This window comes from Streptomyces sp. NPDC001544 (genome assembly GCF_042894285.1).
In the GTDB taxonomy this organism is placed as follows: Bacteria; Actinomycetota; Actinomycetes; order Streptomycetales; family Streptomycetaceae; genus Streptomyces.
Map to the genome: position 1 here is coordinate 525,934 of NZ_JBIAVN010000002.1, position 13,944 is coordinate 539,877.

Annotated in this window: 15 protein-coding genes; 9 read left to right on the forward strand and 6 right to left on the reverse strand. The window is 71.7% G+C overall.

Translation table 11 applies throughout. From position 1 onward, the window contains the following. Positions 1-87: 87 nt before the first annotated feature. The gene (locus ACFY0F_RS07785; RefSeq protein WP_388790493.1) at positions 88-843 is read left to right on the forward strand and encodes an alpha/beta fold hydrolase; all 756 of its coding nucleotides are present in this window, start codon (positions 88-90) and stop codon (positions 841-843) included. Between the two features lie 14 nt (positions 844-857). On the opposite strand, the gene ACFY0F_RS07790 is transcribed toward ACFY0F_RS07785, so the two are convergent. Beyond that, positions 858-1,457 carry a class I SAM-dependent methyltransferase gene (locus ACFY0F_RS07790; RefSeq protein WP_388790496.1) on the reverse strand — a complete coding sequence of 200 codons (600 nt, stop codon included), beginning with the start codon at positions 1,455-1,457 and terminating at the stop codon, positions 858-860. Positions 1,458-1,609: 152 nt separating this feature from the next. Here ACFY0F_RS07790 and ACFY0F_RS07795 point away from each other — a divergent pair, with 152 nt between their 5' ends. From ACFY0F_RS07795 to ACFY0F_RS07815, 5 genes are all read left to right on the forward strand, one after another. Then, a complete protein-coding gene (locus ACFY0F_RS07795) occupies positions 1,610-2,383 on the forward strand; it encodes an MHYT domain-containing protein (RefSeq protein ID WP_388790499.1) in 774 nt (257 codons plus the stop codon). 47 nt (positions 2,384-2,430) lie between these two features. After that, positions 2,431-4,938 carry a nitrate- and nitrite sensing domain-containing protein gene (locus ACFY0F_RS07800; RefSeq protein WP_388790502.1) on the forward strand — a complete coding sequence of 836 codons (2,508 nt, stop codon included), beginning with the start codon at positions 2,431-2,433 and terminating at the stop codon, positions 4,936-4,938. Next, a complete protein-coding gene (locus ACFY0F_RS07805; RefSeq protein WP_388790505.1) occupies positions 4,935-5,372 on the forward strand; it encodes a roadblock/LC7 domain-containing protein in 438 nt (145 codons plus the stop codon). Before ACFY0F_RS07800 ends, ACFY0F_RS07805 begins: the two co-directional genes overlap by 4 nt. A 22-nt stretch (positions 5,373-5,394) precedes the next feature. Next, positions 5,395-5,808 (forward strand): DUF742 domain-containing protein, encoded by a 414-nt coding sequence (locus ACFY0F_RS07810; protein ID WP_388790507.1) that lies wholly within the window; start codon positions 5,395-5,397, stop codon positions 5,806-5,808. Between the two features lie 71 nt (positions 5,809-5,879). After that, complete coding sequence (locus ACFY0F_RS07815; protein WP_388790510.1) at positions 5,880-6,494, forward strand: ATP/GTP-binding protein; 615 nt, start codon at positions 5,880-5,882, stop codon at positions 6,492-6,494. Positions 6,495-6,508: 14 nt separating this feature from the next. On the opposite strand, the gene ACFY0F_RS07820 is transcribed toward ACFY0F_RS07815, so the two are convergent. Next, positions 6,509-6,937: a PPOX class F420-dependent oxidoreductase gene (locus ACFY0F_RS07820; RefSeq protein ID WP_388790512.1), complete on the reverse strand. Its 429-nt coding sequence runs from the start codon at positions 6,935-6,937 to the stop codon at positions 6,509-6,511. Positions 6,938-7,031: 94 nt separating this feature from the next. On the opposite strand from ACFY0F_RS07820, the gene ACFY0F_RS07825 reads away from it, so the two are divergent. After that, positions 7,032-7,445, forward strand: coding sequence for a roadblock/LC7 domain-containing protein (locus tag ACFY0F_RS07825; protein ID WP_388790514.1), 414 nt, complete (start codon positions 7,032-7,034; stop codon positions 7,443-7,445). Positions 7,446-7,569: 124 nt separating this feature from the next. Further along, complete coding sequence (locus ACFY0F_RS07830) at positions 7,570-8,520, forward strand: DUF6397 family protein (RefSeq protein WP_388790516.1); 951 nt, start codon at positions 7,570-7,572, stop codon at positions 8,518-8,520. Here ACFY0F_RS07830 and ACFY0F_RS07835 read toward each other — a convergent pair. Both ACFY0F_RS07835 and ACFY0F_RS07840 read right to left on the reverse strand, forming a co-directional pair. Then, on the reverse strand, positions 8,507-9,373 hold the full coding sequence (locus ACFY0F_RS07835; protein ID WP_388790518.1) for an acyl-CoA thioesterase: 867 nt from the start codon (positions 9,371-9,373) through the stop codon (positions 8,507-8,509). The two genes, ACFY0F_RS07830 and ACFY0F_RS07835, sit on opposite strands and share 14 nt — an antisense overlap. A gap of 19 nt (positions 9,374-9,392) precedes the next feature. Beyond that, positions 9,393-11,906, reverse strand: a complete 2,514-nt coding sequence (locus tag ACFY0F_RS07840) for a DEAD/DEAH box helicase (RefSeq protein ID WP_388790520.1) — start codon at positions 11,904-11,906, stop codon at positions 9,393-9,395. A gap of 145 nt (positions 11,907-12,051) precedes the next feature. Between ACFY0F_RS07840 and ACFY0F_RS07845 the strand changes: the two genes are divergently transcribed. Further along, positions 12,052-12,846 (forward strand): metal-dependent hydrolase, encoded by a 795-nt coding sequence (locus ACFY0F_RS07845; RefSeq protein ID WP_388790522.1) that lies wholly within the window; start codon positions 12,052-12,054, stop codon positions 12,844-12,846. A 41-nt stretch (positions 12,847-12,887) separates the two neighbouring features. Here ACFY0F_RS07845 and ACFY0F_RS07850 read toward each other — a convergent pair whose 3' ends face one another. Next, positions 12,888-13,154, reverse strand: coding sequence for a type B 50S ribosomal protein L31 (locus ACFY0F_RS07850; RefSeq protein WP_388790524.1), 267 nt, complete (start codon positions 13,152-13,154; stop codon positions 12,888-12,890). Between the two features lie 45 nt (positions 13,155-13,199). Beyond that, entirely contained in the window at positions 13,200-13,670 is a 471-nt protein-coding gene (locus tag ACFY0F_RS07855) for a DUF5709 domain-containing protein (RefSeq protein WP_388790526.1), read from the reverse strand. Positions 13,671-13,944 lie beyond the last annotated feature (274 nt).

Here is a 13,944-nt window from a genome sequence, read left to right on the forward strand (position 1 = left end):
CTGTATGACGCCACGCAGGTACCTCGCTTAAGTAATACATCGGTACCGAGGTATTGTGCTGCCATCGGTGTCAGCGAGGAGGACGTCATGAAGCAGGCCGAGTTCGACGGCAGGGGAAGCCGCATCCGCTGGACCGAGACCCCGGGCGCGAATCCCGCGCGCGTGTACGTCCATGGGCTGGGCGCGACCTCGGCCGTGTACCACGCCCACATCGCGGCCCGACCGGAACTCGCAGGCCGGCGCAGCCTGTTCGTCGACCTGCCCGGGCACGGTGTCAGCGACCGGCCGGACGACTTCGGCTACACCCTCGAGGAGCACGCCGACGCCGTGGCGGTCGCGCTGGACGCGGCGGGCCTCACAGGGGCCGAGCTGATCGGGCACAGCATGGGCGGTTCCGTCGCCGTCGTGCTCGCTCACCGGCGGCCCGACCTGGTCTCCCGGCTCGTTCTCACGGAAGCCAACCTCGACGCCTTCCCGCCGCCCGGTGCGGACAGCAGCTCGATCGCCTCCTACGAGGAGGATGAGTTCGTGGCAGGCGGGCACGCGCGCGTGCTGGAGAAGGTCGGCCCCTTGTGGGCGGCGACCATGCGGCTGGCCGACCCGCGGGGACTGCACCGCAGCGCCGTCGGACTGCGCAGGGGCTCGGACCCCGTCATGCGCGTCCTGCTGGAGGGGCTGGGGATCGAGCGCGTGTACCTGCAGGGCGAGCTGAGCGGCGAACTCCCCGGCAGGGAGCGGCTGGAGGCGGCCGGGGTCCGCGTACTGACCGTGCCGGCCGCCGGTCACAACATCATGTTCGACAACCCTGACGCGTTCGCGGCGGCGGTCGCAGGCGTCGGATAGGCCCTCCGTGGGGTTCAGCCCTCGCGGACCGCCAGAGCCAGGAAGCGCGCGTCCTCGTCGACGTACGACGTCATGCGCCACCCGGCACCGGCCAGCAGGGGGCCGAGGTTGGCCTCGGCGCGCAGGTCGTCCGGAGTGATCCGGCGGCCCTGCCGTGCTGCCAGCGCGGCCCGGCCGACCGGGTGGAACAGGGCCAGGGTGCCGCCGGGCCGCACCACCCGTGCCAGCTCCCGCAGGTTCTCCGCCGGATGCGGCAGGTGCGCGATCAGCCCCGCGCCGAACACGGCGTCGAACGCCCCGGACCGCAACGGCAGCGCGGCGACATCGGCCAGCAGCAGACGGGCGTGACGATCCCGCCCCGCGCGAACGGCGGCCCGCAGCATCGCCGGAGTCAGGTCCATTCCGATGACGACGCCGGACGGCCCCACGGCCGAGCGCAGCGGCTCCAGGGCGCGTCCCGTGCCGCAGCCGGCGTCGAGCACACGGTCGCCCGCGCGCAGCCCGAGATCGGCGACGGCGGCGGCGAAGGCCGGGCCGTCCGCCGGGAACTTGCTGTCCCAGTCGTCCGCCCGGGCGGCGAAGAACTCCTGCACGTGTGTGTGGTCATCGCTCATGGTCCGCATGATCCCTCACTCACATGGAGGGGCGCTCTGTGCACATGTTCGAGCGTGACGCGATCGTTCCGGCGCACGTCTGCGCCAGATTCCAACACTTTTCGAAATGCGCCCCCTTTGTGCCTCCCTGTCGGGTCTAGCGTCCCGGGGCCATGGGACACCTGGACCACGCCTCCCTCGGCTGGCTGACCCCGACGCTGTCGTACGTGATGGCGTGCATCGGCGCCGCTCTGGGACTGCGCTGCACCGTCCGCGCGCTCGGCACCACCGGCCGGGCACGCCGCAACTGGCTGCTCACCGCCGCATCCGCGATCGGCACCGGCATCTGGACCATGCACTTCGTGGCCATGCTCGGCTTCAGCGTCAGCGGCACCGACATCCGCTACGACGTGCCGCTGACCATCCTCAGTCTCCTGGTCGCCGTGGTCGTCGTCTGCGTCGGCGTCTTCGCCGTCGGCTACAGCCGCGACCGCACCCGCGCCCTCCTGCTCGGCGGCCTCACCACCGGGCTGGGCGTGGCGAGCATGCACTACCTGGGCATGGCGGCCGTGCGGCTGCACGGAGACGTGACCTACGACCCGGTGCTGGTCGGGATCTCCGTCCTGATCGCAGTGGTCGCCGCGACCGCGGCCCTGTGGGCCGGGCTCAACATCAAGTCGCCGATCGCTGTCACCGCGGCCTCTCTCGTCATGGGAGCGGCGGTCAGCAGCATGCACTACACCGGCATGTTCGCGGTCCGCGTGCACGTCACCCCCTCCGGCCAGGTGCTGCCCGGGGCCACGGCGATGCAGTTCATCTTCCCCCTCACCGTCGGCCTCGGGTCCTACCTGTTCATCACCTCGGCCTTCGTCGCCCTCTCGCCGACGGCGGGGGAACGCGAGGCATCCGCCTCCGCGCAGCGCCCGGTGCAGAGCCCCGCCCGCTGACCGCCCCCGCCGAGAACGCGTCCCACCCACCTCCGAGCGAGAAGGCCATGCGTACACCCCGTAGGACCACACCAGGCGAGCAGACGCCGTCCTCGCCACCGGTGCGCGGCCGTCGCGCCCATGCCGGGCGGCCCGCCGACGAAGACACCGACGGCACGGCCGGCCCGCCCCCGGGCGCCGCTCCCATGCGCGCGGGACGTCGGCGGATCAGGCCCCGGACCGTACGGGCCAAGGTCGTCTCCCTGCTGATGGTGCCCGTCGTCTCCCTGCTCGCCCTGTGGGCGTACGCCACCGTCAGCACCGCCCAGGACGTCGCCCGGCTGCGCCAGTCGCAGCGCGTGGACGCCGAGCTGCGCGCCCCGCTCGCCGACGCCGTCACCGCCCTGCAGGTCGAACGGGTGGCCGCCGTGCGCTGTGCGAGCGATCCGGCCACCGGACAGGGCGACGACCTGCGGGCCCTCGCCACCCGCACCGACCGTGCCGTTGCCCGGCTGCGGCTCGGTGACCACAACACCGTCGCCGACGGCCAGGAACTGCCCTCCGGCGTCGCGCAGCGCCTGGAGGACTTCGTCAGCGGGGCGGAGCACCTGCGCACCGTGCGCACGGCGGTGCTCCACCGCCGCGCCGGGTGGGACGACGCGTACGGCCGGTACACGCGGGCCATCACCACCGCCTTCCAAGTGGACGGCGCCCTCACCGGTATCCAGCAAGCCGATCTGGGCTCCGACGCGCGCGTGGTGCTCGAGTTCTCCCGCGCCCGGGAAGCCCTGGCGCAGGAGGACGCGGTACTCGCCGGCGCCCGCCGCGCGGGCGGACTCGCCGGCGAGCGACTGCGCCTGTTCACCGGCGCCGCCGACGCCCGCCGCGCATTCACCGACGCCGCCGTCGCCGACCTGCCCGCCGCCCAGCGTGCCGCCTGGCGGAAACTTGCCGCGGGCGGCGCCTACACCGCGCTCGGCGCGGTCGAGGACAGGGTCCTGGCCGCGGCGCCCGACGCCCGCGCGGCCGCCCCGGCAGCCACCTGGGAAGGGGCCCACGCGCGCGTACGGGACGGAATGCGGGCCATCGAAAGGGACGCCGCGATCACCGTCGCCGGCCAGGCCGACCCGTACAGCCGCGGCCTGCTCACCCCGGCCGGAGCCGCCGTCCTCTTGGGCCTCGCCGCCGTGACCGCCTCGCTCGTCATCTCCGTACGCATCGGACGCGGACTCGTGGTCGAGCTGGTGGGCTTGCGCAACGGTGCTCTGGAGATCGCCCGCCGCAAACTTCCCGAAGCCATGCGGAGACTGCGCGCCGGAGAGGAGATCGACATCCGGGCCGAAGCCCCTTCGGGTCCGCCCGCGGAGGACGAGACCGGTCAGGTCGCCGAAGCCCTCGGCACCGTCCACCGGGCGGCCCTGCGCGCCGCGGTGGAACGGGCCGAGCTGGCCGGCGGCATCTCCGGGGTCTTCGTCAACCTGGCCCGCCGCAGTCAGGTCCTGGTGCACCGCCAGCTGAGCCTGCTCGACAGCATGGAACGCCGCTCGGACGACCCGGGGGAGCTCGGTGACCTCTTCCGGCTCGACCACCTCACCACCCGCATGCGGCGCCACGCGGAGAGCCTGATCATTCTCTCCGGGGCGGCGCCCGGGCGGGCCTGGCGCATGCCGGTGTCTCTCACGGACGTCGTACGCGCGGCCGTCTCCGAGGTCGAGGACTACGCGCGCATCGAGGTGCGGCAGCTTCCCGAGACATCCGTCGACGGCGCCGCCGTCGCCGACCTCACCCACCTGCTGGCCGAACTCGTGGAGAACGCCGCCCAGTTCTCTCCGCCCCACACGCGTGTGCGCGTCACGGGTGAACCCGTCGGCAACGGCTACGCCCTGGAGATCGAGGACCGCGGGCTGGGCATGGGTCCGGAGACCCTGGACGAGGCGAACCGGCGCATCGAGCAGTCCGAGGCGCTCGACCTGTTCGACAGCGACCGTCTGGGCCTCTTCGTGGTCAGCAGGCTCGCCGCACGTCACAGCATCAAGGTGCATCTGAGGACCTCGCCCTACGGCGGCACCACCGCGGTGGTCCTGCTGCCCACCGCCCTCCTGCACGGCGACCGGGCGGAACCCGCCCCCCACTCCGCGGCGGACCGGGGACGTGCCGAGCACCTCGCACACGCGCGCGTGCACGGCACCCGAGCACCCCGTGAGGTCGCGGCGGAGACCTCCGGCCGGCCCGTCCTCGCGGCCACCGGGCGGCCGTCCGCGGAACCCGCGACCGAAACCGCACCCCCGGGAGTCACCACCTTGCGGCTGCACCGCCCCCCGAACGACTCCGAGGGCTCCGACGACCTCCCGCGCCGGATACGGCAGGCGAGTCTGGCGCCCCAACTGCGGGAACACCACCCCGAGCCGTCCCCGGCACCGGACCCACAGAGCGACGACCGCACCCCCGAACTGGTGAGGGACCGCATGGCGGCCTACCGCGACGGCTGGACGCGCGGCGGCGGCAGACGGCCCGGCCGCGGGGCCACCCCCGACCTGCAAGCGGGCAGCGACAGCACTGAAGGAGACCCCGTATGATCCACGACCCGAGAACGAGGCCGGCCCAGCCGTCCGGGGAACTCGACTGGCTGCTGGACGACCTTGTGGCACGCGTCGGCGACGTACGGCACGCCGTGGTGCTGTCCAACGACGGCCTCGCGGTGGGCGCCTCCACCGGCCTCTTGCGCGCGGACGCGGAGCACCTGGCCGCCGTCGCCTCCGGGTTCCACAGTCTGGCCAAGGGCACGGGGCGGCATTTCGGAGTCGGCGGAGTCCGCCAGACCATGGTGGAGATGGACGACGCCTTCCTCTTCGTGGCCGCCGCCGGAGACGGCTCCTGCCTCGCCGTCCTCACCGCGGTGAGCGCCGACATCGGACTCGTCGCGTACGAGATGGCACGGCTGGTCAAGCGCGTCGGTGAGCACCTCTACACCGCCCCCCGGGCCGCCACGCGGCCCCCTGCCGCCGGATGAACCGAGGAGGCGGTCGGCACCCATGAGCGAGGACACCAGAGGCATTCCGCCGGAGCAGGGCAGCCAGTGGTACGACGGCGAGGCCGGACCTCTCGTCCGCCCGTACGCCATGACCGGCGGACGCACCAGGCCCGGCCCCAGCGGAGTGCGCTTCGATCTGATCGCACTCGTGACGCTCGATCCCGGCGGCCCCACCGCGGACGGCAACCCCGCCCTCGGACCCGAGCACCGCTCGCTCGTCGACCTGTGCCGCACCGAAACCCAGTCGGTCGCCGAACTCGCCGCCGGGACGGACCTGCCCGTGGGCGTGGTCAGGGTGCTGCTGGGTGACCTGCTCGATCTGGGCCACGTCACGATCAGCCGCCCGGTGCCCCCGGCGCAGCTGCCCGACGAACGGATTCTGCGCGAGGTCATCGCGGGATTGCGGGCGTTGTAGATGACAGTTCCCGACCCACCGGACCCTCGCCGCACAGCCGCGCGCGACCCGCATTCCCGAGAGAAGTGATCATGGCCTCAGAGCTCTCCGAGCACTCCGACACCACCGACGGCGAGACGTCCGCCCTGGCGCTGAAGATCCTGGTTGCCGGCGGCTTCGGCGTCGGCAAGACCACCCTGGTCGGCGCGGTCAGCGAGATCCGCCCGCTGCGCACCGAGGAACTGCTGAGCGAGGCCGGACAGTCGGTCGACGACACCGACGGCGTCGACCAGAAGGTCACCACGACCGTGGCCATGGACTTCGGCCGCATCACCATCCGCTCGGGCCTGTCCCTGTACCTCTTCGGTACACCCGGCCAGGACCGCTTCTGGTTCCTGTGGGACGAGCTGTCACAGGGCGCGCTGGGAGCGGTGGTCCTGGCGGACACCCGGCGGCTGGAGGACTGCTTTCCGGCCGTGGACTACTTCGAGCACCGGCACATCCCGTTCGTGGTGGCGGTCAACTGCTTCGCCGGGGCACGCGCCCACGACGCCGACGACGTGTGCCGTGCCCTCGATCTCGACCGGGGGACCCCCGTGGTCCTGTGCGACGCCCGCGACCGGGACTCGGGGAAGGAGGTGCTGATCCGGCTCGTCGAGTACGCCGGGCGGATGCACACCGCCCGGCTGCTCGACTCGGTCGGCTGAGGGTCTGCGAGGCCTCAGCCCGCGATGGCCTTCAAGGCGACCACATGCTCGATGCTGACCCGGACCAGTAGCTCGCCCGGAACGCCGTTGCGGGCGCCGAACTCCTCGGCCCGCTCCTCACCCATGTACCGCGCGGCGATACGGGTCGCCCAGTGCCGGACCTCGCCGAGATCCTCCGACAGCCGGGCGCGGCCGTTCAGCACCACGAAGTGGAAGGGCGGCCGGTCGTCGTCCACGCAGAGCGCGACCTGGCCGTCGCGTGCCAGATTGCGCCCCTTCACGGTCTCCTTGCCCGTGTTGAAGACCACCTCGTCCCCATCGAGCAGAAACCAGATCGGTGCCAGGTGCGGAGCGCCGTCGGCCCGCACCGTCGAGAGTTTGCCGGTGCGGGTGCCCGCCGAGACGAACTCCCGCCATTCCTCGTCGGTCATCTTCTGTGCCATACCTCCATCCTCCTTGCCCGGACGGCGGTCGTGGGGAAGGCTGGCGAAGAGTTCCTCCAGCCAGGGGGAGACGTCACACGGGGAGAGACCGCAGATGGCGCAGAACCAGGGACTCGGGTGGCTCCTGGACGACCTGACGGAACGCGTGGAACACGTACGGCACGCGCTGGTCCTGTCGAACGACGGCCTGGTGACGGGCGCGAGCACCGGCCTCCGCCGCGAGGACGCGGAGCATCTCGCCGCCGTCGCCTCCGGACTGCACAGCCTGGCGAAGGGGTCGGGACGCCACTTCGGTGCGGGCAGGGTCCGCCAGACGATGGTCGAGTACGACGACGCCGTGCTGTTCGTCACCGCCGCCGGCAGCGGAAGCTGTCTGTGCGTGCTCAGCGGCGCGGAGGCCGACATCGGACAGATCGCCTACGAGATGACGCTGCTCGTCAACCGGGTCGGCGAGCACCTCGGGGTGGATGCCCGGCAACCCGGGCGTGAACCAAGAGAAGAGCTCTGACCTGCATTTTCGTCGCCCCGCCTGGAGTTATCCACAGGCTCGCCAGGAGATTCGCCGGACCGGTTACGGTTTTTTCACGGCGAGCGCAGACGGCGTGAGCCACCACTCCACGGGGGAGACGACCATGTCGGGCAGCACCATCGCGGCACCACGTCATCCGACCTGCGCGCCGAACCGTGCCGCGCGGGAACTCGGCCTTGCGCGCGGCGAATTCGACCTAGCGGTACTCCTCGGCCGGATCCGGACCGTGCCCGACGGACAGGGGGGCGGGGGCCGCCGCGTGGAGCGGCCCGAGATCGAGCGCCTGCGCGCCGAGGAGGGATTCCCCGAAGCACTGCGGGAGAGCGTCAGGGCCGTGGGCACCACGGAGGGCGCGGCCCTGATGGAAGTGTCGGCCATGAGGTTCACCCGCCTGGCACGCCTCGGCCTGGTGGTGCCCGTGCGCTTCCATCTGAACCGGTACCGAGCCGTGGTCTGGCTCTATCCCGCCGAGGAACTGCGGCAGTTCACGGCGAACGAGCGGAACGCCCCGCTGCTCACCGGCCGTACCCCCGAGGCCTTGCGCGAGCGACTGGGGGAGGGGCTGGATCTACGGGCCCGCACCTGGCGCGGACGTCATCTCGGGTTCCTGCTGCGGCAGGCCGACGATCCGTGGGAGCGCGCCGGGGCCTTGGCCGCCTTCCTCGACCCGGTGCACATCTCGGACGTGATCAAGGACCCCTACGAACGAGCTCAGGTCAACCGCAACCGGCCGGGGCCGCCCGCCAACGGCGCCCCGGGATCGCCCTACGCGGAGCTGGCCGAGCGGATCATGACGGCGAACGACGCGGAGGAAGTCGGCCGGCTCCGCCGCGATCTCGCGCAGGCGGTGCGGGAGGCTCGCGCCCACCGGCCCGCCTCGCGCCCGCCCACGCCACACCCGCCCGCACCACACCCGGACCCGTCGCCACCACACCCGGGCCCGTCCGCGCCGGACGCGGCGCACACCACGAAACCGGCACGCGGACTCCTGGGCCGGCTGCGCCGCAGAAGCTCCCGGCCCACGGGGCGCCGAGGCGTGGCTACAGGGCCCTGAACAGACCTTCCTGGACCACCGAGACGAGCAGGCGCCCCTGCAGGTCGTAGATCCGCCCACGGGCCAGACCACGGCCGCCCGTGGCGATCGGGGACTCCTGGTCGTACAGGAACCACTCGTCCGCGCGGAACGGCCGGTGGAACCACATCGCGTGGTCCAGCGAGGCCATGTCGAAGTTCCGCGGTCCCCACAGCGGCTCGACGGGAATACGGACCGCGTCCAGGAGGGTCATGTCGCTGGCGTAGGTCAAAGCGCAGGTGTGCACCAACGGGTCGTCGCCCAGCGGGCCGACCGCACGCATCCACACCGCGCTGCGCGGCTCCGCGCCCTCCACCTCCTCGGCGTTCCAGCGGAGCCGGTCGACGTAACGGATGTCGAAGGGCTGACGGCGCGCCATCCGCTCCAGCTGCTCGGGCAGTGCGCCCAGGTGCTTGCGGATCTCCTCCGTGACCGTCGGCAGGGACTCCGGGTCCGGCACCTCGCGGGCCGGCGGCAGCTGGTGCTCGAAGGGTCCTTCCTCAGGCTTGTGAAAGGAGGCGGTCAGATTGAAGATCGTGCGGCCCTGCTGCACGGCGGTGACCCGGCGTGTCGTGAACGACCGCCCGTCGCGCACCCGTTCCACCTGGTACACGATCGGCACGCCCGGTCGGCCGGGGCGCAGGAAGTACGCGTGCAGCGAGTGCACCGGGCGGTCGCCGTCCGTGGTGCGCCCGGCGGCGACCAGTGCCTGGCCCGCCACCTGGCCGCCGAAGACCCGCTGGAGCGACTCCTGCGGGCTGAGGCCACGGAATATGTTGACCTCGATCTGCTCCAGGTCGAGCAGGTCGACAAGTCTCTCGGCCGGATTCGTCATGGGTGGGATACTCCTGTGCTCACAGCTGTCCGACGTCGGTGACGCGAACGACCGCACGGCCCTCCGCGTCGGAGGCCGCGAGGTCGACCTCCGCGCTGATACCCCAGTCGTGGTCACCGGCCGGGTCGTCGAAGATCTGGCGGACGCGCCAGAGCCCGTTCTGCGGCTCCTCCTGGATCACCAGCAGCTTGGGGCCGCGGGCGTCGGGGCCGGTGCCGAGGTCGTCGTACTCGTCCCAGTACTTGTCCATCGCATCGCCCCAGGCCTGCGCGTCCCAGCCGGACTCCGCGTCCAGCTCGCCCAGTTCGTCGACCTGGTCGAGGGCGGCGAGCTCCACACGGCGGAACATCGCGTTGCGGACCAGTACCCGGAAGGCGCGCGCGTTGGTGGTGACCGGCTTGACCTCGTCGGCCTTCTCCTGGGCCTCCTCGGCGGTCATCTCCGCCGGGTTGGCCAGTTGCTCCCACTCGTCCAGCAGGCTGGAGTCGACCTGGCGCACCATCTCGCCGAGCCATTCGATCAGGTCCTCGAGGTCCTCCGACTTCAGGTCGTCCGGAATCGTGTGATCCAGGGTCTTGTAGGCGCCGGCGAGGTAGCGCAGCACGATGCCCTCGGTGCGGGCCAGCTCGTAGAAGGACACCAACTCGGTGAAGGACAGCGCCCTTTCGTACATGTCGCGGATCACGGACTTCGGCGACAGCGGATGGTCACCGACCCAGGGGTGGCTCTTGCGGTACGTGTTGTACGCGTGGAAGAGCAGCTCCTCAAGGGGCTTGGGGTAGGTGACGTCCTGGAGGCGCTCCATGCGTTCCTCGTACTCGACGCCGTCCGCCTTCATCGCGGCCACGGCCTCGCCGCGCGCCTTGTTCTGCTGGGCGGCGAGGATCTGCCGCGGATCGTCCAGGGTGGACTCCACGACCGACACCATGTCGAGGGCGTAGGACGGCGACTCCGGGTCCAGCAGCTCGAACGCGGCGAGCGCGAACGTCGACAGCGGCTGGTTGAGCGCGAAGTCCTGCTGGAGGTCGACCGTGAGGCGGACGATGCGGCCCGTGGGGTCCGGCTCGTCCAGTTTCTCGACGATGCCACCGTCCAGCAGGGAGCGGTAGATGGCGATCGCCCGCCGGATGTGCCTCAGCTGCTGCCTGCGCGGCTCGTGGTTGTCCTCCAGGAGACGGCGCATCGCCTCGAAGGCGTTGCCGGGCCGGGCGATCACCGACAGCAGCATCGTGTGCGTCACCCGGAACCGGGACGTCAGCGGTTCCGGCTCCGAGGCGATCAACTTCTCGAAGGTGTTCTCCGTCCAGCCGACGAAACCCTCCGGCGCCTTCTTGCGCACCACCTTGCGGCGCTTCTTCGGGTCGTCGCCCGCCTTGGCGAGGGCCTTCTCGTTCTCGATGACGTGCTCGGGCGCCTGCGCGACCACGAGCCCCGCCGTGTCGAAACCCGCCCGGCCGGCCCGGCCTGCGATCTGGTGGAACTCACGGGCGCGCAGGGTGCGCACGCGGCTGCCGTCGTACTTGGTCAGGGCGGTGAAAAGCACCGTGCGGATGGGCACGTTGACACCGACACCCAGGGTGTCGGTGCCGCAGATGACCTTCAGCAGACCGGCCTGCGCCAGCTTCTCCACCAGACGCCGGTACTTCGGCAGCATGCCGGCGTGGTGGACGCCGATGCCGTGACGTACGTACCGGGAGAGGTTGCGACCGAACTTCGTGGTGAAGCGGAAGTTGCCGATCAGTTCGGCGATCTGGTCCTTCTCCTCGCGCGAGCACATGTTGATGCTCATCAGCGCCTGCGCCCGTTCCACGGCCTGCGCCTGGGTGAAGTGCACGATGTAGACCGGTGCCTGCCTGGTTTCCAGCAGGTCGGTGAGCGTCTCGGTGAGCGGCGTGAGCTTGTACTCGTAGGAGAGGGGGACCGGGCGGGTCGCCGAGCGGACCACCGCGGTGGGGCGGCCGGTGCGGCGGGTGAGGTCCTTCTCGAAGAAGGAGACGTCGCCGAGCGTGGCCGACATCAGGACGAACTGCGCCTGGGGGAGTTCGAGCAGCGGGATCTGCCAGGCCCAGCCACGGTCGCCCTCGGCGTAGAAGTGGAACTCGTCCATGACGACCTGGCCGACGTCCGCGTCCTTGCCGTCGCGCAGCGCGATGGACGCGAGTACCTCGGCGGTGCAGCAGATGACCGGCGCGTCGGCGTTCACGGAGGCGTCGCCGGTGAGCATCCCGACGTTCTCGGTGCCGAAGAGCTTGCACAGTTCGAAGAACTTCTCCGACACCAGGGCCTTGATGGGCGCCGTGTAGAAGGTGACCTCGTCCCGGGCCAGCGCGGCGAAGTGTGCCCCCGCGGCGATCATGGACTTGCCCGAGCCGGTGGGCGTCGACACGATCACGTTCGCACCCGAGACCGCCTCGATCAGCGCCTCCTCCTGATGGGGGTAGAGCGTGAGACCGCGCTCCTGGGCCCACGACTCGAAGGCTTCGTACAGGGCGTCGGGGTCGGCGGTCGGCGGCAGCTGATCGATGAGGGTCACGCACCCATCTTGCCTGGCGTCCCGGCCGATGGGGGAATCGGCTGTGAGCTCGAAGATCACGGAGGCTACGCTGTGTCGCCGACGGAGCGTCGACGCACCCGGTCAACTGGACAGCGGCACACGAGGAATGGGGCGGGCCACGGCCATGATGGGACCAGCACACTCACTGTCGGGGGCCGCCGCTTGGCTCGGCGTCGGAGCGGCCACCGCCGCGGCCGGGCACCCGATGCCCTGGCCGGTGCTGCTGGTCGGCGCGCTGATCTGCGCCGGTGCCGCGCTCGCCCCCGACCTCGACCACAAGGCGGCCACCATCTCGCGCGCCTTCGGGCCGCTCTCGCGCTGGATCTGCGAGATCGTGGACAAGCTGTCGTACGCCGTCTACAAGGCGACCAGGAAGCAGGGCGACCCGCGGCGCTCCGGCGGGCACCGGACGCTGACGCACACCTGGCTGTGGGCCGTCCTGATAGGCGGGGGTTGCTCCGCGGCGGCGATCACCGGTGGCCGCTGGGCGGTGCTGGCGATCCTCTTCGCGCACATGGTGCTGGCGATCGAGGGTCTGCTGTGGCGGGCGGCGCGCGGTTCGAGCAGCGATGTACTGGTCTGGCTGCTGGCCGCGACCAGCGCCTGGATCCTCGCGGGCATCCTGGACAAGCCCGGCAACGGCTCCGGCTGGCTGTTCACCGCGCCCGGACAGGAGTACCTGTGGCTGGGGCTGCCCGTCGTGCTGGGGGCACTGGTGCACGACATCGGGGACGCGCTGACCGTCTCGGGCTGCCCGATCCTGTGGCCGATCCCCGTGGGCCGCAAGCGCTGGTACCCGTTGGGGCCGCCGAAGGCGATGCGGTTCCGGGCGGGCAGCTGGGTCGAGCTGAAGGTGCTGATGCCGGCGTTCATGGTGCTCGGCGGAGTGGGCTGCGCCGCCGCGCTCAACGTCATCTGACGGACTGGCCGGGCCCGGGAGGCGGACTCCCCGGGCCGGGCTCAGGAGGCGGATTCCCCCGAGTCCGCCTCGCCGTACCGGCGCGCGAAGCGTGCGATGCGTCCCTCGGCGTCGACCGTGCGGGCCGTGCCGGTGTAGAAGGGATGGCTCTCCGAGGAGATCTCCACGTCGACGACGGGGTACGTCTCCCCGTCGTCCCACTCGATGGTCCGGTCGCTGGTCGCGGTGGACCGGGTCAGAAAGGCGTATCCGGCGGCGCGGTCACGGAAGACGACCGCGTGGTAGTCGGGGTGCTTGTCCTCCTGCATGGCGGCTCCTCGCGATGGGCGGGCGGCGGGCGGGTGGCGTTGGGGTCAGCCGGAGAGGGTGTCCTCGTCCACGACGTGCATCGCGGCCTCCTCGGCGGAGGCGGCCGCGCCGTCGATACCGACGTCGGTGGCCACGAGGGCGGCCTCCTCGTCCTCGTGCGCACCTTCGTCGGGGGCCACGAGGCGGCCGGAGCGGAGGCCTCCGACCTCGTTGTCCAGAGCTTCGCCGTCGGTGTCCTCGGCGTCGCCGATGCCGTCGCCGTCGGGGGCGGCGAGGTCGGGCAGTTCCTCGGCGAGGCGCTCCTCCAGGGTCTCACCGTGCCGGCGCTCGGCCGCCGTCACACCGACGTGCTCCACCGCCCAGGGCCGCTCGGGAGGAGACCAGCCGCGGTCCAGGGGGTCGTCGACACCGTCGTCGACGAGCGTGTCCTCCGCGTCGAGCAGTCCGGCGTCGTCCTGGATCTCGGACGCATCGGGCTGGTAGACGTCGTCTCCCCATCCGTCGGTGCTGTCCACGGCTACCTCCAGCTGCTGGGCACGGCCCGTTCTCACCGCGCCCGGCGGCGGACCGCCGGGGTGCGGGGCACAGGTGTCACCCGGCGCGAACCGGACGGTGAGCGGACGGTTCCCGGGTGTTCCCCAAGCCGGTGCCAGCTTCCAGCCTTCCACCCCGGCTCGGCACCGCGCAACGGCACGGGGACCGGCCCGAGAGTGCACACCTCGCTCCCGGCTCCACGCCGTCCACCCGAAGCGTGCGCTCTCCTTCCGGCCCGCTGCCGGGCCGCCCGGC

Bases quoted from the DNA above. Each gene is read 5' to 3' on its own strand.
- ACFY0F_RS07825 (WP_388790514.1), top strand. From the start codon at position 7,032: ATGGCGCAGAACCAGGGACTCGGGTGGCTCCTGGACGACCTGACGGAA.
- ACFY0F_RS07800 (WP_388790502.1), top strand. From the start codon at position 2,431: ATGCGTACACCCCGTAGGACCACACCAGGCGAGCAGACGCCGTCCTCG.
- ACFY0F_RS07820 (WP_388790512.1), bottom strand. From the start codon at position 6,937: ATGGCACAGAAGATGACCGACGAGGAATGGCGGGAGTTCGTCTCGGCG.
- ACFY0F_RS07850 (WP_388790524.1), bottom strand. From the start codon at position 13,154: ATGCAGGAGGACAAGCACCCCGACTACCACGCGGTCGTCTTCCGTGAC.
- ACFY0F_RS07805 (WP_388790505.1), top strand. From the start codon at position 4,935: ATGATCCACGACCCGAGAACGAGGCCGGCCCAGCCGTCCGGGGAACTC.
- ACFY0F_RS07790 (WP_388790496.1), bottom strand. From the start codon at position 1,457: ATGAGCGATGACCACACACACGTGCAGGAGTTCTTCGCCGCCCGGGCG.
- ACFY0F_RS07785 (WP_388790493.1), top strand. From the start codon at position 88: ATGAAGCAGGCCGAGTTCGACGGCAGGGGAAGCCGCATCCGCTGGACC.
- ACFY0F_RS07810 (WP_388790507.1), top strand. From the start codon at position 5,395: ATGAGCGAGGACACCAGAGGCATTCCGCCGGAGCAGGGCAGCCAGTGG.
- ACFY0F_RS07835 (WP_388790518.1), bottom strand. From the start codon at position 9,373: ATGACGAATCCGGCCGAGAGACTTGTCGACCTGCTCGACCTGGAGCAG.
- ACFY0F_RS07815 (WP_388790510.1), top strand. From the start codon at position 5,880: ATGGCCTCAGAGCTCTCCGAGCACTCCGACACCACCGACGGCGAGACG.
- ACFY0F_RS07830 (WP_388790516.1), top strand. From the start codon at position 7,570: ATGTCGGGCAGCACCATCGCGGCACCACGTCATCCGACCTGCGCGCCG.
- ACFY0F_RS07795 (WP_388790499.1), top strand. From the start codon at position 1,610: ATGGGACACCTGGACCACGCCTCCCTCGGCTGGCTGACCCCGACGCTG.
- ACFY0F_RS07845 (WP_388790522.1), top strand. From the start codon at position 12,052: ATGATGGGACCAGCACACTCACTGTCGGGGGCCGCCGCTTGGCTCGGC.